Source organism: Pseudomonas sp. PGPR N4, assembly GCF_059693665.1.
In genome coordinates this window covers 145,832-168,026 of sequence record NZ_JCAUKV010000003.1, presented here as the reverse complement: position 1 = coordinate 168,026, position 22,195 = coordinate 145,832, and the positions used below count along the sequence as shown (strand labels likewise).

General features: G+C 61.4%; 28 protein-coding genes. 12 read left to right on the top strand and 16 right to left on the bottom strand.

Going from position 1 to position 22,195, the window contains the following annotated elements; all coding sequences use genetic code 11:
- The first annotated feature begins 88 nt into the window (after positions 1–88).
- Positions 89–1,045 carry a 23S rRNA (adenine(1618)-N(6))-methyltransferase RlmF gene (gene rlmF / locus AC58X1_RS14570; RefSeq protein WP_220633147.1) on the top strand — a complete coding sequence of 319 codons (957 nt, stop codon included), beginning with the start codon at positions 89–91 and terminating at the stop codon, positions 1,043–1,045.
- A 48-nt stretch (positions 1,046–1,093) separates the two neighbouring features.
- On the opposite strand, the gene AC58X1_RS14565 is transcribed toward rlmF, so the two are convergent.
- Positions 1,094–1,375: an HU family DNA-binding protein gene (locus tag AC58X1_RS14565; RefSeq protein ID WP_029613585.1), complete on the bottom strand. Its 282-nt coding sequence runs from the start codon at positions 1,373–1,375 to the stop codon at positions 1,094–1,096.
- Positions 1,376–1,781: 406 nt separating this feature from the next.
- Here AC58X1_RS14565 and yejK point away from each other — a divergent pair, with 406 nt between their 5' ends.
- Positions 1,782–2,789: a nucleoid-associated protein YejK gene (gene yejK, locus AC58X1_RS14560; protein WP_101316898.1), complete on the top strand. Its 1,008-nt coding sequence runs from the start codon at positions 1,782–1,784 to the stop codon at positions 2,787–2,789.
- Here yejK and AC58X1_RS14555 read toward each other — a convergent pair.
- The 14 genes from AC58X1_RS14555 to AC58X1_RS14490 form a co-directional block, all read right to left on the bottom strand.
- The gene (locus tag AC58X1_RS14555; RefSeq protein ID WP_101316896.1) at positions 2,770–3,069 is read right to left on the bottom strand and encodes a GIY-YIG nuclease family protein; all 300 of its coding nucleotides are present in this window, start codon (positions 3,067–3,069) and stop codon (positions 2,770–2,772) included. The two genes, yejK and AC58X1_RS14555, sit on opposite strands and share 20 nt — an antisense overlap.
- A 174-nt stretch (positions 3,070–3,243) precedes the next feature.
- Positions 3,244–3,714 (bottom strand): nuclear transport factor 2 family protein, encoded by a 471-nt coding sequence (locus tag AC58X1_RS14550; protein WP_497429029.1) that lies wholly within the window; start codon positions 3,712–3,714, stop codon positions 3,244–3,246.
- A 93-nt stretch (positions 3,715–3,807) separates the two neighbouring features.
- Entirely contained in the window at positions 3,808–5,094 is a 1,287-nt protein-coding gene (locus AC58X1_RS14545; RefSeq protein ID WP_497429028.1) for a CynX/NimT family MFS transporter, read from the bottom strand.
- Between the two features lie 13 nt (positions 5,095–5,107).
- The gene (locus tag AC58X1_RS14540) at positions 5,108–5,758 is read right to left on the bottom strand and encodes a FadR/GntR family transcriptional regulator (protein ID WP_101316890.1); all 651 of its coding nucleotides are present in this window, start codon (positions 5,756–5,758) and stop codon (positions 5,108–5,110) included.
- Between the two features lie 272 nt (positions 5,759–6,030).
- A complete protein-coding gene (hisC, locus tag AC58X1_RS14535; protein WP_497429027.1) occupies positions 6,031–7,077 on the bottom strand; it encodes a histidinol-phosphate transaminase in 1,047 nt (348 codons plus the stop codon).
- Between the two features lie 2 nt (positions 7,078–7,079).
- Positions 7,080–8,405: a histidinol dehydrogenase gene (gene hisD, locus AC58X1_RS14530; RefSeq protein ID WP_101316886.1), complete on the bottom strand. Its 1,326-nt coding sequence runs from the start codon at positions 8,403–8,405 to the stop codon at positions 7,080–7,082.
- Positions 8,406–8,531: 126 nt separating this feature from the next.
- Positions 8,532–9,167: an ATP phosphoribosyltransferase gene (gene hisG / locus AC58X1_RS14525; RefSeq protein ID WP_101316884.1), complete on the bottom strand. Its 636-nt coding sequence runs from the start codon at positions 9,165–9,167 to the stop codon at positions 8,532–8,534.
- Positions 9,168–9,256: 89 nt separating this feature from the next.
- Positions 9,257–10,522 (bottom strand): UDP-N-acetylglucosamine 1-carboxyvinyltransferase, encoded by a 1,266-nt coding sequence (gene murA, locus AC58X1_RS14520; RefSeq protein WP_101316882.1) that lies wholly within the window; start codon positions 10,520–10,522, stop codon positions 9,257–9,259.
- Positions 10,523–10,545: 23 nt separating this feature from the next.
- Positions 10,546–10,785, bottom strand: a complete 240-nt coding sequence (locus AC58X1_RS14515) for a BolA family protein (protein WP_101316880.1) — start codon at positions 10,783–10,785, stop codon at positions 10,546–10,548.
- A gap of 118 nt (positions 10,786–10,903) precedes the next feature.
- Entirely contained in the window at positions 10,904–11,206 is a 303-nt protein-coding gene (locus AC58X1_RS14510; RefSeq protein WP_101316878.1) for an STAS domain-containing protein, read from the bottom strand.
- Positions 11,203–11,856: an MlaC/ttg2D family ABC transporter substrate-binding protein gene (locus AC58X1_RS14505; RefSeq protein ID WP_101316876.1), complete on the bottom strand. Its 654-nt coding sequence runs from the start codon at positions 11,854–11,856 to the stop codon at positions 11,203–11,205. The genes AC58X1_RS14510 and AC58X1_RS14505 overlap by 4 nt, the downstream gene beginning before the upstream one ends.
- 9 nt (positions 11,857–11,865) lie before the next feature.
- A complete protein-coding gene (gene mlaD, locus AC58X1_RS14500; protein WP_101316874.1) occupies positions 11,866–12,351 on the bottom strand; it encodes an outer membrane lipid asymmetry maintenance protein MlaD in 486 nt (161 codons plus the stop codon).
- The gene (gene mlaE, locus AC58X1_RS14495) at positions 12,351–13,148 is read right to left on the bottom strand and encodes a lipid asymmetry maintenance ABC transporter permease subunit MlaE (protein ID WP_101316871.1); all 798 of its coding nucleotides are present in this window, start codon (positions 13,146–13,148) and stop codon (positions 12,351–12,353) included. The genes mlaD and mlaE overlap by 1 nt, the downstream gene beginning before the upstream one ends.
- A complete protein-coding gene (locus tag AC58X1_RS14490) occupies positions 13,148–13,957 on the bottom strand; it encodes an ATP-binding cassette domain-containing protein (RefSeq protein WP_101316869.1) in 810 nt (269 codons plus the stop codon). Before AC58X1_RS14490 ends, mlaE begins: the two co-directional genes overlap by 1 nt.
- Positions 13,958–14,200: 243 nt before the next feature.
- Between AC58X1_RS14490 and AC58X1_RS14485 the strand changes: the two genes are divergently transcribed.
- The 10 genes from AC58X1_RS14485 to AC58X1_RS14440 all read left to right on the top strand — a co-directional run bounded on the left by AC58X1_RS14485 (position 14,201) and on the right by AC58X1_RS14440 (position 21,246).
- Positions 14,201–15,175 carry a KpsF/GutQ family sugar-phosphate isomerase gene (locus tag AC58X1_RS14485; RefSeq protein WP_101316866.1) on the top strand — a complete coding sequence of 325 codons (975 nt, stop codon included), beginning with the start codon at positions 14,201–14,203 and terminating at the stop codon, positions 15,173–15,175.
- A 14-nt stretch (positions 15,176–15,189) separates the two neighbouring features.
- Positions 15,190–15,714, top strand: coding sequence for a KdsC family phosphatase (locus AC58X1_RS14480; protein WP_101322952.1), 525 nt, complete (start codon positions 15,190–15,192; stop codon positions 15,712–15,714).
- Between the two features lie 8 nt (positions 15,715–15,722).
- Positions 15,723–16,295 (top strand): LPS export ABC transporter periplasmic protein LptC, encoded by a 573-nt coding sequence (gene lptC / locus AC58X1_RS14475; protein ID WP_101316864.1) that lies wholly within the window; start codon positions 15,723–15,725, stop codon positions 16,293–16,295.
- Positions 16,282–16,809: a lipopolysaccharide transport periplasmic protein LptA gene (gene lptA, locus AC58X1_RS14470; protein WP_101316862.1), complete on the top strand. Its 528-nt coding sequence runs from the start codon at positions 16,282–16,284 to the stop codon at positions 16,807–16,809. The genes lptC and lptA overlap by 14 nt, the downstream gene beginning before the upstream one ends.
- Positions 16,810–17,535, top strand: coding sequence for an LPS export ABC transporter ATP-binding protein (gene lptB, locus AC58X1_RS14465; RefSeq protein ID WP_101316860.1), 726 nt, complete (start codon positions 16,810–16,812; stop codon positions 17,533–17,535). It abuts the gene before it with no gap.
- A gap of 170 nt (positions 17,536–17,705) precedes the next feature.
- Complete coding sequence (locus tag AC58X1_RS14460) at positions 17,706–19,229, top strand: RNA polymerase factor sigma-54 (protein ID WP_101316858.1); 1,524 nt, start codon at positions 17,706–17,708, stop codon at positions 19,227–19,229.
- A 78-nt stretch (positions 19,230–19,307) separates the two neighbouring features.
- Entirely contained in the window at positions 19,308–19,616 is a 309-nt protein-coding gene (hpf, locus tag AC58X1_RS14455) for a ribosome hibernation-promoting factor, HPF/YfiA family (RefSeq protein WP_101316856.1), read from the top strand.
- A gap of 12 nt (positions 19,617–19,628) precedes the next feature.
- Entirely contained in the window at positions 19,629–20,096 is a 468-nt protein-coding gene (gene ptsN / locus AC58X1_RS14450) for a PTS IIA-like nitrogen regulatory protein PtsN (RefSeq protein WP_101316854.1), read from the top strand.
- A 2-nt stretch (positions 20,097–20,098) separates the two neighbouring features.
- Complete coding sequence (rapZ, locus tag AC58X1_RS14445) at positions 20,099–20,953, top strand: RNase adapter RapZ (RefSeq protein ID WP_101316852.1); 855 nt, start codon at positions 20,099–20,101, stop codon at positions 20,951–20,953.
- A gap of 20 nt (positions 20,954–20,973) precedes the next feature.
- The gene (locus AC58X1_RS14440) at positions 20,974–21,246 is read left to right on the top strand and encodes an HPr family phosphocarrier protein (protein WP_101316850.1); all 273 of its coding nucleotides are present in this window, start codon (positions 20,974–20,976) and stop codon (positions 21,244–21,246) included.
- 52 nt (positions 21,247–21,298) lie between these two features.
- Here the strand turns inward: AC58X1_RS14440 and AC58X1_RS14435 are convergent, their stop codons facing one another.
- Positions 21,299–22,192, bottom strand: coding sequence for a ZIP family metal transporter (locus AC58X1_RS14435; RefSeq protein ID WP_188035470.1), 894 nt, complete (start codon positions 22,190–22,192; stop codon positions 21,299–21,301).
- Positions 22,193–22,195 lie beyond the last annotated feature (3 nt).

The window sequence follows — 22,195 nt, the reverse complement described above, 5'->3', positions numbered from 1 at the left end:
CCTAGACTGACGCGGTTACTGTAGGAGCGGCCTTGTGTCGCGAAAGGGCTGCAGAGCAGCCCCAAGGCTTGCAACACCGGATCCGACCATGACCGAAAAACCCACCCTGCACCCGAGAAACCGCCACCAGGGCCGCTACGACTTTCCCGCCCTGATTAAGGCCCACCCCGATCTGGCCCGTTTCACTATTACCAACCCCTACGGCAACCCCAGCATCGACTTTGCCAACCCCGAAGCCGTGCGCGTGTTCAACCGCGCCCTGCTCAAGGCTCAGTACGGTATCCAGCACTGGGATATTCCGGCCGACTACCTGTGCCCGCCGATCCCTGGCCGCGCCGATTACCTGCACGTCCTCGCCGATCTGCTGGCTGCCGATAACGGCGGTGAAATCCCCCGCGGCCCTCAGGTGCGCGCGCTGGACATCGGCGTCGGCGCCAATTGCATCTATCCCCTGCTCGGCCACAGCGACTACCGCTGGAGCTTCCTCGGCTCCGATATCGACCCTGTGGCGCTGGCTTCGGCCAAGGCCATCGTGCAGGCCAATGGCCTCCATAAGGCCGTTGCACTGCGCCAGCAAAGCAACAGCAAGCTCATCTTCAGCGGCCTGCTACAGCCCGACGAGCGCTTCGATGTGACGCTGAGCAACCCACCCTTCCACAGCTCGCGCGACGAGGCTACCCGTGGCAGCCAGCGCAAATGGAAAAACCTCGGCAAGCAAGACCCCAAGCGCAAGCTGCCGGTGTTGAACTTCGGCGGGCAAAACAATGAGCTGTGGTGTGAAGGCGGCGAAATCCGCTTCGTCAGCCAGCTGATCAGCGAGAGCGTCGCCTGTGCGCCGCAGGTGCTGTGGTTCACCAGCCTGGTGTCCAAGGCGGGTAACCTGCCGGTGATCGAAGCCGCACTGAAAAAGGCTGGCGCCGTAGCAGTACAGACGCTGGCAATGGGCCAAGGGCAGAAACAGAGCCGCGTAGTTGCCTGGAGCTTCCACGACGCAGCTGCGCGCAAAGCCTGGCATGCGCAGCGCCAGGGCAAATCGCAGGCGTAAAAAAACCGCGCCCGGCAAGCCGGGCGCGGTTTATCCAAGCGTCGACAATTACTTGTTGACGGCGTCGGTCAGCACTTTCGCAGGTACGAACTTGACGACTTTCTTGGCAGCGATTTCGATGGCAGCGCCAGTCGAAGGGTTGCGGCCGGTACGGGCAGGACGCTCCGAGACTTTCAGCTTGCCGATGCCTGGCAGAGTGATTTCGGCGCCGTTTTCCAGTTGGTCGGCAACGATCTGGCCAAGTTGCTCCAGGGCGTTACGAGCGGTGGTTTTTGGCGCGTCGATTGCTTCGGCGATGTCGGCAATCAGTTGGTCTTTGGTCAATGCCATGGTGGTGTTCCTTCCCTAAAAAATTCAGAGGTTATGCAGCATGCTACGTCGGTATCGGGCCAGCCCGGTGATTCCGGCGGGCCGCGCCAATTGCGTATGTAGATACACAAATCGGCGTTTGGTTCGACATAACGCAAGTGATCTGCCAGCGATGCGCCATTGATGCAGCGCAAGACCGCGAAAAGTACCACAGGACTGGATAAATATCCGCTGTCGAGGCCGATTTAATGCAGCTAATTCGGGGCTTTTCACATAAATCGGCAAAAATTGAGCAAAAAACCAGCAACCGCTATTTGCGCCAACTTCTGGCCACTGCATCACTGGTGGTCTGGGTTAAACTTAGCCACTTTGCCCAGCGCCCCGCGAGTACTCGCAAACCGCGCTCCAGCTACTGCCGAGATTTTCCATGCCTATCCGTCATTGCATCGTCCACCTGATCGACAAGAAGCCCGATGGCAGCCCCGCCGTGCTCCACGCACGGGATAACGAGCTGGCTGCATCGGATGCCATCGAAAACCTCCTGGCCGACCTCAACGACAACTACAACGCCAAGCAGGGCAAGGCCTGGGGTTTCTTCCATGGTGAGTCCGGTGCCTACCCGTTCAGTGGCTGGCTCAAGCAATACCTGAACGACGAGCAAGGCTTTACCGCCTTCAGTCGCACCGCCGTCGAGCACCTGCAAAAGCTGATGGAAGAGTCCAACCTCTCCACCGGCGGCCACGTGCTGTTCGCCCATTACCAGCAAGGCATGACCGAGTACCTGGCGATTGCCCTGCTGCACCACAGTGACGGCGTGGCCGTGAACGCCGAGCTCGACGTAACGCCCTCGCGCCACCTGGACCTGGGGCAGTTGCACCTGGCCGCACGGATCAACCTGTCGGAGTGGAAGAACAACCTCAATTCCAAACAGTACATCTCGTTCATCAAGGGCAAGAACGGCAAGAAGGTCTCGGAGTATTTCCGCGACTTCATCGGCTGCCAGGAAGGCGTCGACGGTCCCGGCGAAACGCGCACGCTGCTCAAGGCCTTCAGTGATTTCGTCGAGAGCGAAGACCTGCCGGAAGAGTCCGCGCGCGAGAAGACCCAGACCCTTGTCGACTACGCCACCAGCCAGACCAAGATGGGCGAGCCGGTCGGCCTTGAAGAGCTCTCCAGCTTGATCGACGAAGAGCGGCCCAAGGCGTTCTACGATCACATCCGCAACAAGGACTACGGCCTGTCGCCAGAGATCCCGGCGGATAAACGCACACTGAACCAGTTCCGCCGTTTCACCGGCCGTGCCGAAGGCTTGTCGATCAGCTTCGAGGCGCACTTGCTCGGGTCAAAAGTGGAGTATGACGAAGAAGCCGGCACCTTGATCATCAAGGGCCTGCCAACCCAGCTGATCGATCAGCTCAAGCGTCGGGCTGAGTAAAACCAGACCAGGACGCGACCAAGGCTTCCTTGGCCGACTTGCGCAGCTTCTTCACCAGCCGCTCCTGACGCAAAGCCTCGGAGCGGTCTGGCCAGGCTTCGACATAGACCAGCGCCTGCGCCGGGCTGGTCTTGAAATAGCGCGCACCACGCCCCTGCTGGTGCACCTTGAAGCGGCGCTGCGGATCATCACTGATACCGCAGTACAGCGAGCCATTCAGCGCGCGTACCAGGTATACGTACCAGGGTTTTTCCGCCGGAGGCGGAACTTGTTCACTCACGACTTTGCTCCTGCCCGGCATTAGCTTGATGAGCCCCACATCAACGGGGCTTCATCATGTCCAAGAAAATCTTCGCCGCAACGCTGTCGTTTCCGTGGAACGAGGTGATCGTCGCAGCGTGGGATAAGGCCGAGTCCCCCGGAGGAACAGGCGGTTGGTGCAGACTAGACCAGCTCAACGGGCTCCGGTAAACGCCTGCAAGCCCTTGCGCGCTTGCTGACGCACCTTGTTCTGCAGCAGCGGCGTCCAACCCAGCAGCACGCCAGGCATGCCCAATGCCTGGCGCGACCAGCGCCACAGGTCGAAGTTGTCATGGTGCTCGGTGATCAGACCGTCCTCGATCACGAACCGTGCGCGGATATCGTTGATCACGGTACGCCCGGTCTGGCTGAACAGATAGGTTGCCACCCAATGCGCGCTGGCGCCGCCTGGCTCGCCACGCACTTGATCGAAGGTCAGGCTGAAGTCTTGCGCGCGCGAGGTGAGCATGCGCCACATGGCGCCCGCCTCCTGACCGCGCAAAGTACCGAAGACCGGGTCAGTGAAGACGATGTCCGCGCTGTAACAGGCGATCATGGCCTCGGCATCCAGGCGCTGGAACGCCTGGTAGAAGCGGGTAATCAGGGCGTGTGAGGTGTCGCTCATGCGTGGCATCCATGGTCCGGGTCAACAGCGGCACGATAAAGCCAGACGCCAAGGATTGCCACGCTCATTTGCCAGGTGAATGCCAGCCCCTGCTCAGCCTTGGATACGCTCACAGGTCACCTGTACATGCAGCGCCCGGCCGGCCTTGAGGCCAAACAGGATGGCACCGCCACCGATCACGGCAAAGATCCACCCCAAGGCAGCCCAGCCGCCCGTCAGATCATGCACCACGCCAACGGCAAAGGGTCCCATCGACGCCAGGGTGTAACCGACGCCTTGAGCCATGCTCGACAGATTGGCGGCCACGTGGGCATCTTTGGAGCGCAGCACGATCAGGGTCAGCGCCAGGGCGAAAGTGCCGCCCTGCCCCAGCCCAAGCAACACCGCCCAGCCCCACAGCCCGGCCAACGGCGCGTACAAGCAGCCAAACAAACCCACCAGTGTTACCAGCATGACCAGCACAATCGCCAGCCGCTGATCCTTGCCGCGGGTCGCCAGCCACGGCGCACTCAGCGCGCTGATCAGCTGCACGATGACCGAACCGGACAACACCAGCCCTGCTTCGGTGGGGCTCAGGCCACGGCCGATCAGAATCGACGGCAGCCAGCCAAACACGATATACGCCAGCGACGACTGCAAGCCCATGTACAGCGTCACTTGCCACGCCAGCGGGTCACGCCACAGGCCACGCACGCGATAAGCGACCTTGTGCCCGGCATGCCGCTGCTTCGCCTGCGGCAACCACACCAGCATCGCCAGCAGCGCCGGCAGCATCCAGAAGCCCAGGCCGAGCGACCAGCTGTCGCCCAAGGCGTGGCTCAGAGGAACGGTGGCGCCAGCGGCCAGCGCTGCACCCAGGCACAAGGCCATGGTGTAGACACCGGTCAAAGTCCCGGCATGCTTGGGAAAGTCGCGCTTGACGATACCGGGCAAGAGCACGCCAATGACGCCGATACTCGCCCCCGCCAGCAGGCTGCCGAGAAATACTCCGGTCGCGCCGAACGTACTGCGCAGGACAATCCCCAGGGCCAACGTGAAGAGAATGCCCAGTACCACCCGCTCACTGCCGAAGCGGCGTGCCAGCAACGGCGCCAGTGGCGCAAACAAACCCAGGCACAGCACCGGCAAGGTCGTCAGCAGGCCCGATTGCGCAGCACTCAAGCCCAGGCTCTCGGCAACCTGGCCGAGCACTGGCGCCATGCTCGACAGGGCCGGCCGCAGGTTCAGCGCAACCAGCACCAGCCCCAACAGCAACAGCCAGGGCCGGTGAATGGCTGGCGGCTGCTGTTGCACCTGTTCGTCATCGGCCTCGGCATCGATCAGCAGTTCATCCAGTTCGGTCTCACGCACAGGCGCAGAGCGGGTCAGTTGGTCAGCCATGATGGTCTCGCAGTCAGGATTCGATAAGGGCCCGGCACAGACGCTTGGCCCGTTCCGGATCGCGTTGTTCAACCGCATCGAGAATCTCTCCGTGCAGATCGAACACCGCCTGGCAGCGCGGCAGCGCGCTCATGTTGCGTTCCAGGGCAGCGGCCACGACACCGGAGAAGTATCGGTACAGCTCGCTCAAGGCAGGGTTGTGCGCGGCATCGACCAGGCGCTGGTGGAACAGCAGATCGCAGTGCACATAGGTATCGAGGTCGGCGTGATAGTGCTCGGCGCTGCCGGCAAGGGCTGCGCGCAGCTCCAGCAGGTCCTGCTCGGTGCGCCGCAGGGCTGCCAGACCAATCGCTTCAGCCTCGAGAATGTGGCGGGTCTCGCGCGCCTGTTCGGGCGTGCAGCGGGCCATGGCCTGTATCGCGTGGAGCGGATCCTGCGCGGTACGCAGGTAGCTGCCATCACCCTGGCGGACTTCGACCAGACCGCTGAAAGCAAGCACGCGCATGGCCTCGCGTACGGTATTGCGGCTGATGCCGAGCTCGGCGGCCAGCTCTGGCTCGGTCGGCAGGCGCTCACCTACTTTCCAACTGCCCTCGACGATCCGCCGGCGCAACTGCTCGACCGCCAGCTCCACCAGCGAACGCTTGATCAGTTCATTTCCCATGCCGCAGCCAACTCAACCAATCATCCTACGAATTATCGGATTGTAACTGAAAGCTGGCCTGCCGCCACTTGGCATTTTTGTCAGTTGCGGCTGCGGTGCGGCTTTGGGAGGCTGTAGCGCTTTTTTACAGGGCTGAACGTGAATGCGTAACCACATAGCCATGGGTATCGTCATCGGGCTGGTGGTACTGACGCTGTTGCTGTTGGCGATCGTCATCAAGTCCGATGAGCAAAGCCGGCCCTCGCAAGTGAGGGCCGGGCCGCCTGGCTTACTCAGCCCAGAGCATCGACCAGCGCCTGGTTCATCTGCGGCGTACCGATGGTGATGCGCAGGAACTGGGCAACTCGCGCTTGTTTGAAGTGACGCACGATCACCCCTTGCTCGCGCAGGCGCGCCGCAAGCTCGGCAGCGTCGTGCTGCGGGTGGCGGGCAAAGATGAAGTTGGCCGCTGACGGCAGCACCTCGAAACCCTTGGCCTGCAGCTGCGCGACCAAGGCCTCGCGGCTGTCGATGACCTGGCGACAGGTCTCGTCGAAGTACTCGCGGTCCTCGAACGCTACCGCGGCGCCGATAATCGCCATGCGGTCGAGCGGATACGAGTTGAAGCTGTTCTTGATCCGCTCCAGCGCATCGATCAGGTCCGGGTGGCCGACCGCCAAGCCTACCCGCAGGCCGGCCAGCGAGCGCGACTTGGACAAGGTCTGGGTAACCAGCAGGTTGTCGTAACGGTCGACCAGGCTGATCGCCGTCTGGCCGCCGAAGTCGATGTAGGCTTCGTCTACCACCACCACCGAGTCGGGGTTGGCCTGCAGCAACTGCTCGATCGCCTCCAGCGCCAACAGGCAGCCCGTAGGCGCGTTCGGGTTGGGGAAGATGATGCCGCCGTTGGGCTTGGCATAATCTTCGACGCGGATCTGGAACTGCTCGTCCAGGGCGATCTGCTCGAACGCAATGCCGTACAGACCGCAGTACACCGGATAGAAGCTGTAGCTCACATCAGGGAACAGCAGCGGCGCGCCGTGCTGGAACAGGCCATGGAAAATGTGCGCAAGCACCTCGTCCGAGCCATTGCCGACAAACACCTGGCCGCTGCTCACACCGTAATACTCGGCCACGGCCTGCTTGAGCCGATCACTGTTAGGGTCCGGGTACAGCCGCAGGTTGTCGTTCAGCTCCCCACGCATGGCCTCCAGCGCCTTGGGCGATGGGCCATAGGGGTTTTCATTGGTGTTGAGCTTGATCAGGCGGGTCAGCTTGGGCTGCTCGCCGGGTACGTAAGGCACCAGGTCCTTGACGAATGGGCTCCAGAATCGACTCATGTTCAGTTGCCCTCGGCAGTGGTGCGGATACGGTATTCGGCGCTGCGGGCGTGGGCCGTCAGCGATTCGCCACGGGCCAGCACCGATGCGGTGTGGCCGAGCTCGGAAGCGCCCTGCTCGGAACAGAAGATGATCGACGAGCGCTTCTGGAAGTCATACACGCCCAACGGCGACGAGAAGCGCGCGGTGCCGGAGGTTGGCAGGACGTGGTTGGGGCCTGCGCAGTAATCGCCCAGCGCCTCGCTGGTGTGGCGGCCCATGAAGATCGCACCGGCGTGGCGGATCTGCGGCAGCCACGCCTGCGGGTCGGCAACCGACAGTTCAAGGTGCTCCGGAGCAATCCGGTTGGCCACTTCGATGGCCTGCTGCATGTCGCGCACGTGGATCAGTGCACCACGGCCATTGATCGACTTCTCGATGATCTCGGCGCGCTCCAGGGTCGGCATCAGTTTGTCGATACTGGCCGCCACCCGATCCAGAAACTCCGCATCCGGGCTGACCAGGATGGCTTGGGCATCTTCATCGTGCTCGGCCTGGGAGAACAGGTCCATGGCGATCCAGTCCGGATCGGTCTGGCCGTCGCAGACCACCAGGATTTCCGACGGGCCGGCGATCATGTCGATGCCGACCTGACCGAACACATGGCGCTTGGCGGTGGCCACATAGATATTGCCCGGGCCGACGATCTTGTCGACCTGCGGCACGCTCTCGGTACCGTAGGCAAGCGCAGCCACGGCCTGAGCGCCGCCGACCGTGAACACCCGGTCAACCCCAGCGATGCAGGCCGCCGCGAGCACCAGCTCGTTGAGCTCGCCACGCGGCGTCGGCACCACCATGACTACTTCGCCAACACCGGCAACCTTGGCCGGAATCGCGTTCATCAACACCGACGACGGATAGGACGCTTTGCCGCCGGGAACGTACAAGCCAGCGCGGTCCAGTGGCGTGACCTTCTGGCCAAGCACGGTGCCGTCGGCTTCGGTGTACTGCCAGGAATCCTGCTTCTGCCGCTGATGGTAGCTGCGCACGCGCTCGGCGGCTTTTTCCAAGGCTTCACGCTGGCTCGCGGTAATCCGCGTAAGCGCAAGCTCCAGCCGGGCACGGTCAAGAATCAGATCGTTGATGGAGGTCGCCTGCACGCCATCGAAACGCTGGGTGAACTCGACCAAGGCGGCATCACCGCGCTCACGGACGGCTTTGATGATGTCGAGCACGCGCTGGTTGACCGCATCATCGGACACACTCTCCCAGCTCAGCAGATGATCCAGATGTCGGGCGAAATCCGGATCAGCGGCGTTGAGACGGGCAATTGCAGTGGACACGGTCATGGCGAGGGCCTCGAATAGTAGCGAATGCTCAGGCGCCCTAGGCTACCAGTCGATCCGCGCGGGCACCTGAGAAAATTGGCTATGGCGCGGATAGACGGGCACGACAGCGAAGGTCGTGCGCAGGAGTCAACCGCGGTGTCGCGACTCGACCGCTTGGCGCAGGGTGTCGATCAGGCTCTGGATGCGCGCATGCTGCATCTTCATCGAAGCCTTGTTCACTACCAGACGCGAGCTGACCATGGCGATCAGCTCTTGCGGCTCGAGGCCGTTGGCACGCAGGGTATTGCCGGTGTCGACCACGTCGATGATCTTGTCGGCGAGGTTGATCAGCGGCGCCAGCTCCATCGAGCCGTACAGCTTGATGATGTCGACCTGACGGCCCTGTTCGGCATAGTAACGCTTGGCAACATTGACGAACTTGGTGGCCACACGCAGACGGCCCTTAGGCTCGGGTGCGCCGACAACACCGGCGGTCATCAGCTTGCAGCAGGCGATCTGCAGGTCCAGCGGCTCATACAGGCCCTGGCCGCCGTACTCCATGAGCACGTCCTTGCCAGCCACACCGAGGTCGGCCGCCCCATGCTCGACATAGGTCGGCACGTCGGTGGCGCGCACGATCAGCAGGCGCACGTCATCCTGAGTCGTGGGGATGATCAGCTTGCGGCTCTTGTCCGGGTTCTCGGTGGGCACGATACCGGCTTCGGCCAGCAACGGCAGGGTATCGTCGAGAATGCGGCCTTTGGATAGCGCGATGGTCAACATGGCAAACGTCGGTCCTTAAGCGGCTACAGCAGCCGGGAGCAAAGCCCGGCTGCATTGAATTCGTTGGCGCGTCCATGCGCCTGGGCAGGTTAGCCCGGTACGCGGCGGATCTTCGCGCCGAGCATTTGCAGCTTCTCTTCGATGCACTCGTAACCACGGTCGATGTGGTAGATGCGATCGATCAGGGTGTCGCCCTCGGCAACCAGAGCCGACAACACCAGGCTCGCCGAGGCACGCAGGTCGGTGGCCATCACTGGCGCGCCCTTGAGGGTCTTGACCCCGGTAACGATGGCAGTGTTGCCTTCGACCTGGATGTGCGCGCCCATGCGGTGCATTTCGTAAACATGCATGAAGCGGTTTTCGAAGATCGTCTCGATCACTGCACCAGTGCCTTCGGCAATGGCGTTGAGCGAGATGAACTGCGCCTGCATGTCGGTCGGGAACGCCGGATACGGAGCGGTGCGCAGGTTGACGGCTTTGGGCCGCTTGCCGTGCATGTTCAGCTCGATCCAGTCTTCGCCGGTGGTGATATCGGCGCCGGCTTCCTTGAGCTTCTCGAGGACTGCTTCAAGGATGGTCGGATCGGTGTCCTTGACCTTGACCCGACCGCCAGTGACGGCAGCCGCCACCAGGTAGGTGCCGGTTTCGATACGGTCAGGCATGACCCGGTAGTGGGCCGAGTGCAGACGCTCGACGCCATCGATGGTGATGGTGTCGGTGCCCGCGCCCTGGACGTTGGCGCCCATGGCGATCAGGAAGTTGGCCAGGTCGACCACTTCCGGTTCGCGTGCGGCGTTCTGCAGAACGCTGCGGCCGCGGGCCAGAGCAGCAGCCATCATGATGTTTTCGGTGCCGGTCACGCTCACCGTGTCGAAGAAGAAGTGCGCACCGCGCAGGCCGCCTTCAGGCGCCTTGGCCTTGATGTAACCGCCTTCGACTTCAATTTTTGCACCCATGGCCTCCAGGCCGCGGATGTGCAGGTCAACCGGACGCGAACCGATCGCGCAACCGCCAGGCAGGGCAACTTCAGCCTCGCCGAAGCGGGCAACCATCGGCCCCAGTACCAGAATCGAGGCGCGCATGGTCTTGACCAGCTCGTACGGCGCAACCAGTGTCTTGATTGCACGCGGATCGATTTCGACTGCCAGCTTCTCGTCGATCACAGGCTCGATGCCCATGCGCCCGAACAGCTCGATCATGGTGGTGATGTCGTGCAGGTGCGGCAGGTTGCCGACGGTCACTGGACCATCGCACAGCAGCGTTGCTGCAAGGATCGGCAGGGCAGCGTTCTTTGCCCCGGAAATGCGGATCTCGCCATCGAGACGAGGGCCGCCAGTAATAATCAGTTTGTCCATTAGGATCTCGCCGCCAAGTTGGCTCAGGTGCGCTCAGCCCAGGCTGCGCTGCTGAAAAATTTCATGGTTACCGCGTGGATACTGCCATCGGCAATCCACGGATTCAGGTGAGCATAGATCGCCTGTTGACGCTTTACCGGGCTCTGCCCCGCCAGCTCGTCGCTGATCACGTTCAACTGGAAGTTGCAGCCTTCGCCTTCAACTTCGACCCGGGTTCCGGGCAATTTCGCTTCAAGGAAGCTCTTAACTTCTACGGCCTGCATGCTCAACCTCAATCGGCGCCCTGTGCGCGCGGGTCGGCCATCATACAAAAAAGCCCCTCGCCTGCGAAGCCCATGAATGGGCACGCTGACCGAGGGGCCTTTTCACCTTGCCGGGCAATCAGCCCGCCAACACTTCGTCGAGGTCATAGACCTCGGCGATTTCACGCATGTCATCAGGCATGCCACGCAGTGCCCAGGACTTGCCTGCGGCCTGCGCATCACGCATGAATGCCAGCAGTAACGACAAGCCGACACTGCTCGACTTGACTACCGCCGAGCAGTCCAGCATTACCTGCTGCTCACCACAGGCGGCAATCAGTGCCTTGCCCTGCTTGCGCAGGGCGGGGCCGGTGCGAAAGTCCAGCACGCCGGCCAGACGCAGCACGCCCGGCTCGGCCATGCTTACGCTGGTTTCACTCATTTGACTGCCTTCTCCGGCGAGCTGTCGGCGGTTTGCTTGGCCTTGGCCACTTCACCCGCCCAGCCGTCGATGGTCTTGTCCAGGTCATTGCCATTGCGCGACATGGCGTCGGCGAACTGGTCACGGAACAGCTTGCCGATGTTGATGCCGTTGACGATGACGTTACGCACCTTCCACTCGCCATCCAGTTTGACCATGGTGTATTGCACCGGGTAAATCGAACCATTGGTACCAGTGACCTTCATGCCCACGCTGGTGCGGTCACCTTCATCGCCCTTGGCAGGGTCGAGGGTGATGCCCTGGTTGTTGTACTCGAGCAAGGCATTGCCATAGAACTGCATCAAGCTGCGCTTGAAGTTCTCCTGGAAGCGCTGCATCTGCGCAGGCGTAGCCTTGCGCGAATACTTGACGGTCATGATGCTCTTGGAGATGCCATCAGCGTCGACCACGGGGCCGAGGTTGCTGTTGAGAGCATCGTAGAACGCCTGCGGGTCAGCCTTGTATTGCTGCTTGTTGGCCTTGAGGTCGCTGAGCAACTGATCGGTAGTGGTCTGAATCACTTCTCGGGCGGTTTGCCCAGGTGCAGCGGTGGTCAGCAGGGGGAAAGCCGCCAGCAGGACCAGCAAACCGCGTCGCAGGATCGAGATCATGGAAACTCCTTAATTAGCTGGGTTGGCTTCTTTCGGTTCTTTGCCAACAGTATTGAGCAGGAACTTGCCAATCAGATCTTCCAGTACCAGGGCAGACTGGGTGTCATGGATGGTGCTGTCATCTTTGAGCACCTGATCCTCACCACCCACGCTGATACCGATGTACTTCTCGCCGAGCAACCCGGCGGTCAGGATCGATGCAGTGGAGTCGACCGGCAGGTTATCGACGTTCTTGTCCAGCTGCAGCGTGACCCGACCGGTGTAGGAATCGCGATCCAGATCGATGGCCGTGACCTTGCCGATGGTCACACCGGCCATGGTCACTTTAGCTCTGACCGTCAAACCGGCGATATTGTCGAAGTACGCGTAAACTTTATAGGTATCGCTGGTCGGGCTGGCCGACAGCCCGCTGACACGCAGGGCCAGCAGCAGCAACGCCAGGATCCCGGCCAGGAGGAACAGGCCGACACCGATTTCCAGGGTGCGGTTTTGCATCAGAAATCTCCAAACATCAAGGCGGTCAGAATAAAGTCCAGACCCAGCACTGCCAACGAGGCATAGACCACGGTCTTGGTGGTGGCACGGCTGATCCCCTCTGAAGTGGGCTCACAGTCATACCCCTGGAAAACGGCAATCCAGGTCACGACGAAGGCAAACACCAGGCTTTTGACCAGGCCGTTGAGCACGTCATCGGTGAATGAAACACTGTTCTGCATGTTGGCCCAGAACGAGCCTTCGTAGACACCCAGCCAGTCGACTGCCACCCACGAGCCACCCCAGATCCCCACCACGCTGAACATCAGCGCCAGCAGCGGCAGCGAAATGAAGCCGGCCCACAGCCGCGGTGCAACGATGTACTTGAGTGGGTCGACGCCGATCATTTCCAGGCTCGACAACTGCTCGGTCGACTTCATGTTGCCGATTTCGGCAGTCAGCGCAGAGCCGGCGCGACCGGCAAACAGCAGCGCAGTGACGACCGGGCCGAGTTCGCGCAACAGCGTCAGGGCAACCATCTGCCCGACCGCTTGCTCGGAGCCGTATTTGGTGAGGATGCTGTAGCCCTGCAGGGCCAGCACCATGCCGATGAACATGCCGGAGACGACAATGATCGCCAGCGACAGCACGCCGACTGAATAAAGCTGCTTGACCAGCAGCTGGAAGCCACCGCCAAGCCCGCCCCGGCCGACCAGGGCATGGCCCAGGAACAGGCACGAACGACCCAGTACTGCCACTACATCGATGGCCGAGCGACCGAGCAGGCGTACGCGTTCAAGTAAGGATCTTCGGCGCATCAACGCGTCCCCAGCAGATCGGCGCGGTAGTCAGGCGCAGGAAAATGGAAAGGTACCGGTCCGTCCGGATCGCCCTTCATGAATTGGCGGATGCGCGGATTGTCCGAGCCCATCAGCTCGTCCGGAGTGCCCTGACCCAGCACCTGGCCATCACCCACTACGTAGATGTAGTCGGCGATGCTCGCGGTTTCCGCCAGGTCGTGCGACACGACGATACTGGTAATGCCAAGGGCATCGTTGAGCAGACGGATCAAACGCACCAGAACACCCATCGCGATAGGATCCTGGCCGACGAATGGCTCGTCGTACATGAGAATCTGCGGGTCCAGGGCAATTGCCCGCGCCAACGCCACCCGCCGCTTCATGCCGCCGGAGAGTTCGTCGGGCATCAGGTCGATGGCGCCGCGCAGGCCAACGGCCTGCAGTTTCATCAGGACGATGTCGCGGATCATCTCTTCCGACAGCTCGGTGTGCACCCGCAGCGGGAAGGCAACGTTCTCGAACACGTCGAGGTCGGTGAACAATGCACCGCTCTGAAACAGCACGCCCATCTGCTTGCGTGCATCGAACAGATCACTGCGCGACAGCGTCGGCAAATTCTGCCCGGCCACCCACACTTCGCCGCTGGCGGGGCGCAGCTGGGCGCCCATCAGGCGCAACAGGGTGGTCTTGCCGCACCCCGATGGCCCCATGATGCCAGTGACCTTTCCGCGCGGAATGCGGATGTCGACATTACTGAAAATGCTGCGCGAACCGCGCTTGAAGGTAACCCCCTTCAACTCGACCGCGTAGGCGCTATCCACACTCATCTAGACTCCTTGCAATACAGCCTCGTCCAATGGACGCCTGCCCTCATCGTGAAGGCACACACGCCCCACCCGGGCCGAATCAGCGGCGAACTATAGCACCGCAGGCGAGCCCGCCCCAAGGCTATCGCAGCGTCATTCAGGCGAATGACAGGCGGCCGCGGCAGGCTTATGACAATCCAGTGATGAGCCTTTCGCACATTGCGGCTATAATCGGCGCCTTTTCATCAGGCATTGCTTTTCGACATGAGCCAATCCAGCGAGCTGATCCAATCTGCCCAGCGCACTTTGCGCCTGGAACTCGAGGCTGTTGAGGGCCTGTTGCCGCGTATCGACGACAATTTCGTCAAGGCCTGCGAACTGATTCTGGCCAGCAAAGGCCGTGTGGTCGTGGTTGGCATGGGCAAGTCCGGGCATATCGGCAACAAGATCGCGGCGACCCTGGCCAGTACCGGTACGCCATCATTTTTTGTCCATCCGGCCGAAGCCAGCCACGGTGACATGGGCATGATCACCCGTGATGACGTGATCCTGGCGCTGTCCAACTCCGGCAGCACTGCCGAGATCGTTACCCTGCTGCCATTGATCAAGCGCCTTGGCATTCAGCTGATCAGCCTCACCGGCAACCCCGATTCACAGCTGGCGCAAGCGGCCGAGGCCAACCTCGATGCGCGCGTGGCGCAGGAAGCCTGCCCGCTGAACCTGGCACCAACTTCCTCGACCACCGCAGCGCTGGTGCTCGGCGACGCCCTCGCGATCGCCCTGCTTGAGGCCCGCGGCTTCTCGGCCGAGGATTTCGCCTTCTCGCACCCCGGCGGCGCCCTTGGCCGACGTTTGCTGCTCAAGGTCGAAAACGTCATGCACTCGGGCGACGAGCTGCCGCAGGTGCGACGTGGCACCCTGCTCAAGGAAGCGCTGCTGGAAATGTCCCGTAAAGGTTTGGGCATGACCGTCGTGCTGGAAAACGACGGTACCCTGGCTGGCGTGTTCACTGACGGCGACCTGCGCCGCAGCCTGGACCGCAATATCGATGTACACACCACCCTGATCGATGAGGTGATGACCGTGCACGGCAAGACTGCCCGCGCCGAGATGCTCGCCGCTGAAGCCTTGAAGATCATGGAAGACCACAAGATCGGCGCCCTCGTCGTGGTCGATCAGCACGATCGCCCGACCGGCGCGCTGAACATGCACGACCTGCTCCGCGCCGGAGTCATGTGATGAACGGAGATGCCATGAGCGAAGACATCCTGCAACGCGGCAAAGCCATCAAGCTGGCCGTTTTCGACGTCGACGGTGTGCTCACCGACGGCCGCCTGTACTTCCTTGAAGACGGCAGCGAATTCAAGACCTTCAACACCCTCGACGGCCAGGGCATCAAGATGCTCATGGCCTCGGGTGTGACCACGGCAATCATCAGCGGGCGCAAGACCCCGGTGGTCGAGCGTCGTGCGAAGAACCTCGGCATCCCGCACCTGTTTCAGGGCCGCGAGGATAAACTGGTGGTTCTGGACGGCCTGCTCGCTGAACTGGGCCTAAGCTATGAGCAGGTCGCCTACCTGGGCGACGACCTGCCCGACCTGCCAGTGATTCGCCGGGTCGGCCTGGGCATGGCCGTAGCCAACGCTGCCGTGTTCGTCCGCCAGAACGCCCACGGGGTAACCCAGGCCCGCGGCGGCGAAGGTGCTGCCCGCGAGTTCTGTGAACTGATCATGCAGGCCCAGGGTACCCTGGACGCTGCCAACGCCAACTACCTGTAAGGCCGCACATGTTCAGCAAAAAAGCTAAAAACATCGCGCTGCTGGGGCTGATCGCTGCCCTGCTGGTAGCGGTCGGCTACTGGAACGTCAGCCCCGAGAGCTTCCTCGACAAGCCACAGGCCCAGGCCGACGAAAGCGCCATCGACTACTATGCGATCAATGCCCACAGCGTGCAGTTCTTGCCTGACGGCAAGATGCAATATGAAATGACCGCCGACAAGGTCGAGCACCTCAAGGCCAGCGAAGTCACACTGCTGACCACGCCAGACCTGCACATGTATCGCGGCACCGCGTATCCCTGGCATGTCCAGAGCGTGCGTGCCGAGGTCAACCCGGATGGCACCGAGGTCGAGCTGATCGACAAGGTACGGGTTGCTCGCACCGACGAAAAACAACGCGAAACCATCATTACCAGCACGCGCATGACGGTGTTCCCGCAGAAGCAATATGCGCAGACCGAGCAAGCCGTTAGAATCGACGGCGCCGGCGGCACCACCACCGGCGTTGGCATGAAAGCGTATTTGAAAGACGGCAGGATGGACCTGCTGTCCAACGTAAGAGGACAGTATGAGGCTCGTTAAAACCCTCCCTTTTTTGCTCAGCCTGAGCGCAGCACTGGGAAGCGCGAGCGCCTTGGCCCTGCCGAACGATCGTGACCAGCCAATTCGTATCCAGGCCGACGACGCTCACCTGGATGACAAACAAGGCGTAGCTACCTACCGCGGCGACGTGATCATCACCCAAGGCTCGATGATGATCAAAGGCAACACCGTGACCATGACCCGTGCCGCCAATGGCGACATCGACGTGGTGACTTCGGTGGGCAACCTGGCCTACTTCGAGCAACAGCAGGACGCCGCCAAGCCCGACAAGATGAAAGGCTGGGCCGTGACCATTCAATACCAGGCGCAAAAAGACACGGTGATTCTGACCGACCGCGCCAAGGTCGAGAATGAAAGCAACACCACCGAAGGCGAGAAGATCGTCTACAACACCAAGTCGCAGGTCGCAACCGCAGGCAATGCCGGTGGCGCCGCCACGACCAAGCGTCCGCGCATCGACATGGTGATCCAGCCGAAGAAGAAGGCCGAGTAAATGGCGACTCTCAAAGCCCAGCATCTGGCCAAGAGCTACAAGGGCCGCCAGGTGGTTCGCGACGTCAGCCTGTCGATCGACAGCGGCCAGATCGTCGGCTTGCTCGGCCCCAACGGTGCCGGCAAGACCACCTGCTTCTACATGATCGTCGGCCTGGTTCAGGCCGATCAAGGCCGCGTGCTGATCGACAACAATGACGTCAGCCACCAACCCATGCACGGCCGCGCCCGTGCCGGGATTGGCTACCTGCCGCAGGAAGCGTCGATTTTCCGCAAGCTGTCGGTTGCCGACAACATCATGGCGATCCTCGAAACGCGCAAGGAACTCGACCGTGACGGCCGTCGCAAGGAGCTGGAAAGCCTGCTGCAGGAATTCCATATCAGCCACATCCGCGACAACCTCGGCATGAGCCTTTCCGGTGGCGAACGCCGCCGTGTCGAGATTGCCCGCGCCCTGGCCACCGCACCCAAGTTCATTCTGCTGGATGAACCGTTCGCTGGCGTCGACCCGATCTCGGTAGGTGACATCAAGCAGATCATTCATCACCTCAAGGCCAAGGGTATCGGTGTGTTGATCACCGACCACAACGTCCGCGAGACGCTGGATATCTGTGAGACAGCCTACATCGTCAACGATGGTCAACTGATCGCCGAAGGCGATGCCGAGACCATTCTGGCCAACGATCTGGTCAAGGAAGTCTACCTGGGCCACGAGTTCCGGCTCTGAGGCCCTTGCCTGGGCACTGGCAGCAGCAAGCTAAAACAGCTTAAGTGTTACAGTGCTCTAGGCAAACGCTACAAATTAAGGCATATAACTTGCTTGAAATTGGCGCCGCGGCGCCCTTCGTGTAGTGGATGGCGCAGATGCGCCGGCGGACAAGGTATTAAGCCCAAGCTATGAAACCATCGCTCGTCCTAAAAATGGGCCAGCAACTGACGATGACCCCGCAGTTGCAACAGGCCATTCGTCTGCTTCAGCTCTCGACCCTGGACCTCCAACAGGAAATTCAGGAAGCGCTGGAATCCAACCCGATGCTCGAACGCCAGGAAGATGGCGAAGACTTCGACAACAGCGACCCGCTGGCCGACAGTGCCGAAAGCAAGCCAAGCGCCGAAAACCTGGAGAACAGCTTCCAGGACAGCGGTTTTCAGGATGGCAGCCTGCAGGAAGGCAGCGCCGCCAGTCAGAACCTTGAAGAAGGCGACTGGAACGAGCGCATTCCCAACGAACTACCGGTCGACACCGCCTGGGAAGATGTCTACCAGACCAGCGCCAGCAGCCTGCCCAGCAACGACGATGACGAGTGGGACTTCACCACCCGCACCTCTGCTGGCGAGAGCCTGCAAAGCCACTTGCTGTGGCAACTGAACCTGGCGCCGATGTCCGATACCGATCGCCTGATTGCAGTAACGCTGATCGACAGCATCAACCAGCAAGGCTATCTGGAAGACACCCTCGAAGAAATCTGCGCAGGCTTTGACCCGGAGCTCGACATAGAGCTCGATGAAGTCGAGGCCGTGCTGCACCGTATTCAACAGTTCGAACCCGCCGGCGTTGCCGCACGCAACCTGGGCGAGTGCCTGCTGCTGCAGCTGCGTCAGTTGCCGGCCAATACGCCTTGGTTGACCGAGGCCAAGCGCCTGGTCAGCGACTTCATCGATATGCTCGGCAGCCGCGACTACAGCCAGCTGATGCGCCGTATGAAGCTCAAGGAAGACGAGCTGCGGCAGGTCATCGAGCTGGTGCAGAGCCTCAATCCGCGGCCTGGTTCGCAGATCGAGTCGAGCGAGCCGGAGTACGTGGTGCCTGACGTGATCGTGCGCAAGGACACCGACCGCTGGCTGGTCGAGCTGAACCAGGAGGCCATGCCGCGCCTGCGGGTCAACCCGCAATATGCAGGCTTTGTCCGCCGCGCCGATACCAGCGCCGACAACACCTTCATGCGCAACCAGTTGCAGGAAGCGCGCTGGTTCATCAAGAGCCTGCAGAGCCGCAACGAGACCTTGATGAAGGTCGCCACGCAGATCGTCGAGCACCAGCGCGATTTTCTCGAGTACGGCGACGAGGCGATGAAACCGTTGGTGCTGCATGACATCGCCGAAGCAGTGGGCATGCATGAGTCGACCATCTCCCGCGTCACCACCCAGAAGTACATGCACACTCCGCGTGGCATCTTTGAGTTGAAATACTTTTTCTCGAGCCACGTCAGCACCTCCGAAGGCGGTGAATGCTCGTCCACGGCGATCCGCGCGATCATCAAGAAACTGGTTGCAGCGGAAAATCAGAAAAAGCCATTGAGTGACAGCAAGATCGCTGGTTTACTGGAGGCACAAGGCATCCAGGTAGCCCGTCGCACCGTCGCCAAGTACCGCGAGTCGCTCGGCATAGCACCGTCGAGTGAACGCAAGCGACTGATGTAGCCCCGGGATGTGCCACAGCGTTTTTGTGGCAGGTGCAAGACCTGCCTCTTTATGCACGGGCAACAAAGGAGAAGCTGTATGCAAGTCAACATCAGTGGACACCATGTAGAAGTAACCCCACCACTGCGCGACTACGTCGAGCAGAAGCTGAAGAGACTCGCAGGGCACTTTGACAAGATCACCAACGTTACGGTGATCATGAAAGTCGAGAAACTGCAGCAGAAGATCGAAGCGACTCTGCAGATTCCGGGCGGCGAAGTGGTTGCCAATGCCGAAGATCTAGACATGTATGCAGCCATCGACAATTTGGCTGACAAGCTCGACCGCCAACTGAAAAAACACAAGGAAAAACAGCAAAGTCTCCTGCAAGGTGCAGCTGCTCGCTGACCCCCCTCATCCATGATCCGACTTGAAACCATCCTGACCCCCGGCCGTTCCCTGGTGAACGTGCCGGGCGTCAGCAGTAAGAAACGCGCCCTCGAAGAAATCGCCAAGGTCGTAGCCAGCGAAGTCAGCGAGCTCGACCAGCAAGAAGTCTTCGAGAAGCTGATCGCCCGCGAAAAACTGGGCTCCACCGGGTTCGGCAATGGCATCGCCATTCCGCACTGCCGCCTCAAGGGCTGCGCCAATCCGGTCAGCGCCCTGCTCCACCTGGATCATCCAATCGATTTCGACGCCATCGATGGCGCCCCCGTGGACCTGCTGTTCGTCCTGCTGGTGCCCGAAGCTGCCACCGATGCTCACCTTGAGCTGTTGCGCCAGATTGCCAGCATGCTCGATCGCGAAGATGTGCGTAAGCGTCTGCGCGCTGCGAGAGACAACAAGGCCTTGTACCAGGTCGTCCTGGACGTGCAAAACGGGAGCTGAGCATGCGCCTGATCATCGTCAGCGGCCGCTCTGGCTCCGGCAAGAGCACTGCACTTGCCGTGCTGGAAGACAATGGCTTCTACTGCATCGACAACCTGCCCGCCGGGTTGCTGCCGCAGCTGGCTGAAAACGCGTTGATCAATACCGAGCTGATGCAGCCCAAGGTTGCTGTCTCGATTGATGCGCGCAACCTGCCAGGCCATCTGTCACGCTTCCCCGAGCTGCTCGAGGATGCCCGCGCACGGCACATCCAGTGCGATGTGCTGTACCTGGACGCTGACGAAGACACCCTGCTCAAGCGCTTCTCCGAAACGCGCCGCCGTCACCCACTGACCAACGCCAATCGCTCGCTGGCCGAAGCCATTCGGGTCGAGAGCGATATGCTCGGGCCGATTGCCGACCTTGCCGACCTGAAGATCGATACCACCAACCTCAACCTTTACCAGCTACGCGATTCGATCAAGCTGCGCCTGCTCAACCAACCCGAGCCGGGTACGGCGTTTTTAGTTGAGTCGTTTGGCTTCAAGCGGGGCATGCCGGTAGACGCCGACCTGGTGTTCGACGTGCGCTGCCTGCCCAATCCGTACTGGAAGCCGGAAATCCGCGAGCACTCAGGCCTGGATCAGCCAGTCATCGATTACCTGGCTGCGCAGCCGGATGTCGAAGAGATGTTCCAGGACATCTCCAGCTATCTGCTCAAATGGCTGCCGCGCTTCGCCGCCAGCAACCGTGCCTATGTCACCATCGCCATCGGCTGCACCGGCGGCCACCATCGCTCGGTGTACCTGACCGAGCGCCTCGGCCAGGTTCTGCAGCAATCCTTGAAAAACGTCCAGGTCCGCCACCGCGACCTCTAGCCCACAGGATTTACCCGAACATGCCCGCCCGCGAAATCACCATCATTAACAAGCTGGGCCTGCACGCCCGAGCGGCCGCCAAGTTCGTCGGCGTGGCCGGGCGCTTTCCTTGCCAGGTGAGGGTCGGCCGGGCGCCAGACAAGCTGGTCGATGGCAAAAGCATCATGGCGGTGATGATGCTCGCAGCGGGCAAGGGCACTCAGGTGCACCTGTTCACCGAGGGCGAGCAGGAAGACGAGGCACTCCAGGCCGTGGTGGATTTGATCAACAACTACTTCGACGAAGGCGAATAACGCCCCGCCGCTGCCAGGCCCAGCGCTGCCGCAGCGCTGGACCAGCAAACGGTCACGACATGGCCGTGTCCATCACCATCATCAGGCAGAAGCCCACGCACAGCCCCAGGCTTGCCAGGCGATAGTTGCCGTTGCTGCGTGATTCCGGAATGATCTCCTGCGTCACCACCAGCAACATCGCTCCCGCCGCGCAGGCCAGGCCCAACGGTAACAGCAGTTCGGCAACATTCACTAGCCACGCGCAGATCACTGCTGCCAGCGGCTCGACCAGGCCCGAGGCCGCGCCGATCAAGAAAGCCTTGAGGCGCGACATCCCCGCCCCGGCCAGCACCAAGGCGATCACCAGACCTTCCGGCACATCCTGCAGGGCGATGCCCATGGCCAGGCTGTCGGCGTCCGGCATGCCGCCACCGGCCGATACGCCAATGGCCATCCCTTCAGGAATGTTATGGGCAATGATGGCAATCACGAACAACCAGATCCGCGCCGCGATAACCGGCTGATTGCCGTTACCGACCAAGGCTTCGGGTGAAGCACCCGAGACCTTGAGGTCGACCAGAAACAGGCAAAGCGCGCCGAACAGCAGGCCAAAACTGATCAGCCCACCGGCGCCCCATGGGCTGAAACCGATCGCCTCTGCAGCGGCCAGGCCCGGCATGATCAGCGAGAACGCAGTCGCTGCCAGCATCACTCCAGCGCCGAAGCCGAGCAAGGTGTCAGCCACCGCCACCGGCATATTGCGGATCACCAACACCGGCACCGCGCCCAGCGCAGTACCCAGAGCGCACAGTGCACCGCCCTCCAGAGCCCGCAGCATGCGCGGCTCCAGGCCCAGCCAATCGATCCCGCGTGCCACTAGCAGCGCAGTCCCGACCAGCAAAAGCACAGTCCCAAGCGCCAGACGAAACAGGCGCACACTGCTGACAGACATCACCTGCGAGCGCATACC

Excerpts from the sequence above, each read along its gene's own strand:
- mlaE (WP_101316871.1), bottom strand. The coding sequence starts at position 13,148 with ATGCGCCGAAGATCCTTACTTGAACGCGTACGCCTGCTCGGTCGCTCG.
- ptsN (WP_101316854.1), top strand. The coding sequence starts at position 19,629 with ATGATCCGACTTGAAACCATCCTGACCCCCGGCCGTTCCCTGGTGAAC.
- AC58X1_RS14550 (WP_497429029.1), bottom strand. The coding sequence starts at position 3,714 with ATGAGCGACACCTCACACGCCCTGATTACCCGCTTCTACCAGGCGTTC.
- AC58X1_RS14435 (WP_188035470.1), bottom strand. The coding sequence starts at position 22,192 with ATGCGCTCGCAGGTGATGTCTGTCAGCAGTGTGCGCCTGTTTCGTCTG.
- lptB (WP_101316860.1), top strand. The coding sequence starts at position 16,810 with ATGGCGACTCTCAAAGCCCAGCATCTGGCCAAGAGCTACAAGGGCCGC.
- mlaD (WP_101316874.1), bottom strand. The coding sequence starts at position 12,351 with ATGCAAAACCGCACCCTGGAAATCGGTGTCGGCCTGTTCCTCCTGGCC.
- AC58X1_RS14505 (WP_101316876.1), bottom strand. The coding sequence starts at position 11,856 with ATGATCTCGATCCTGCGACGCGGTTTGCTGGTCCTGCTGGCGGCTTTC.
- AC58X1_RS14565 (WP_029613585.1), bottom strand. The coding sequence starts at position 1,375 with ATGGCATTGACCAAAGACCAACTGATTGCCGACATCGCCGAAGCAATC.
- murA (WP_101316882.1), bottom strand. The coding sequence starts at position 10,522 with ATGGACAAACTGATTATTACTGGCGGCCCTCGTCTCGATGGCGAGATC.
- hpf (WP_101316856.1), top strand. The coding sequence starts at position 19,308 with ATGCAAGTCAACATCAGTGGACACCATGTAGAAGTAACCCCACCACTG.
- AC58X1_RS14545 (WP_497429028.1), bottom strand. The coding sequence starts at position 5,094 with ATGGCTGACCAACTGACCCGCTCTGCGCCTGTGCGTGAGACCGAACTG.
- hisG (WP_101316884.1), bottom strand. The coding sequence starts at position 9,167 with ATGTTGACCATCGCGCTATCCAAAGGCCGCATTCTCGACGATACCCTG.
- AC58X1_RS14490 (WP_101316869.1), bottom strand. The coding sequence starts at position 13,957 with ATGAGTGTGGATAGCGCCTACGCGGTCGAGTTGAAGGGGGTTACCTTC.
- hisD (WP_101316886.1), bottom strand. The coding sequence starts at position 8,405 with ATGACCGTGTCCACTGCAATTGCCCGTCTCAACGCCGCTGATCCGGAT.
- yejK (WP_101316898.1), top strand. The coding sequence starts at position 1,782 with ATGCCTATCCGTCATTGCATCGTCCACCTGATCGACAAGAAGCCCGAT.
- AC58X1_RS14440 (WP_101316850.1), top strand. The coding sequence starts at position 20,974 with ATGCCCGCCCGCGAAATCACCATCATTAACAAGCTGGGCCTGCACGCC.
- AC58X1_RS14515 (WP_101316880.1), bottom strand. The coding sequence starts at position 10,785 with ATGCAGGCCGTAGAAGTTAAGAGCTTCCTTGAAGCGAAATTGCCCGGA.
- AC58X1_RS14540 (WP_101316890.1), bottom strand. The coding sequence starts at position 5,758 with ATGGGAAATGAACTGATCAAGCGTTCGCTGGTGGAGCTGGCGGTCGAG.
- rapZ (WP_101316852.1), top strand. The coding sequence starts at position 20,099 with ATGCGCCTGATCATCGTCAGCGGCCGCTCTGGCTCCGGCAAGAGCACT.
- AC58X1_RS14460 (WP_101316858.1), top strand. The coding sequence starts at position 17,706 with ATGAAACCATCGCTCGTCCTAAAAATGGGCCAGCAACTGACGATGACC.
- lptA (WP_101316862.1), top strand. The coding sequence starts at position 16,282 with ATGAGGCTCGTTAAAACCCTCCCTTTTTTGCTCAGCCTGAGCGCAGCA.
- lptC (WP_101316864.1), top strand. The coding sequence starts at position 15,723 with ATGTTCAGCAAAAAAGCTAAAAACATCGCGCTGCTGGGGCTGATCGCT.
- rlmF (WP_220633147.1), top strand. The coding sequence starts at position 89 with ATGACCGAAAAACCCACCCTGCACCCGAGAAACCGCCACCAGGGCCGC.
- AC58X1_RS14510 (WP_101316878.1), bottom strand. The coding sequence starts at position 11,206 with ATGAGTGAAACCAGCGTAAGCATGGCCGAGCCGGGCGTGCTGCGTCTG.
- hisC (WP_497429027.1), bottom strand. The coding sequence starts at position 7,077 with ATGAGTCGATTCTGGAGCCCATTCGTCAAGGACCTGGTGCCTTACGTA.
- AC58X1_RS14485 (WP_101316866.1), top strand. The coding sequence starts at position 14,201 with ATGAGCCAATCCAGCGAGCTGATCCAATCTGCCCAGCGCACTTTGCGC.
- AC58X1_RS14480 (WP_101322952.1), top strand. The coding sequence starts at position 15,190 with ATGAGCGAAGACATCCTGCAACGCGGCAAAGCCATCAAGCTGGCCGTT.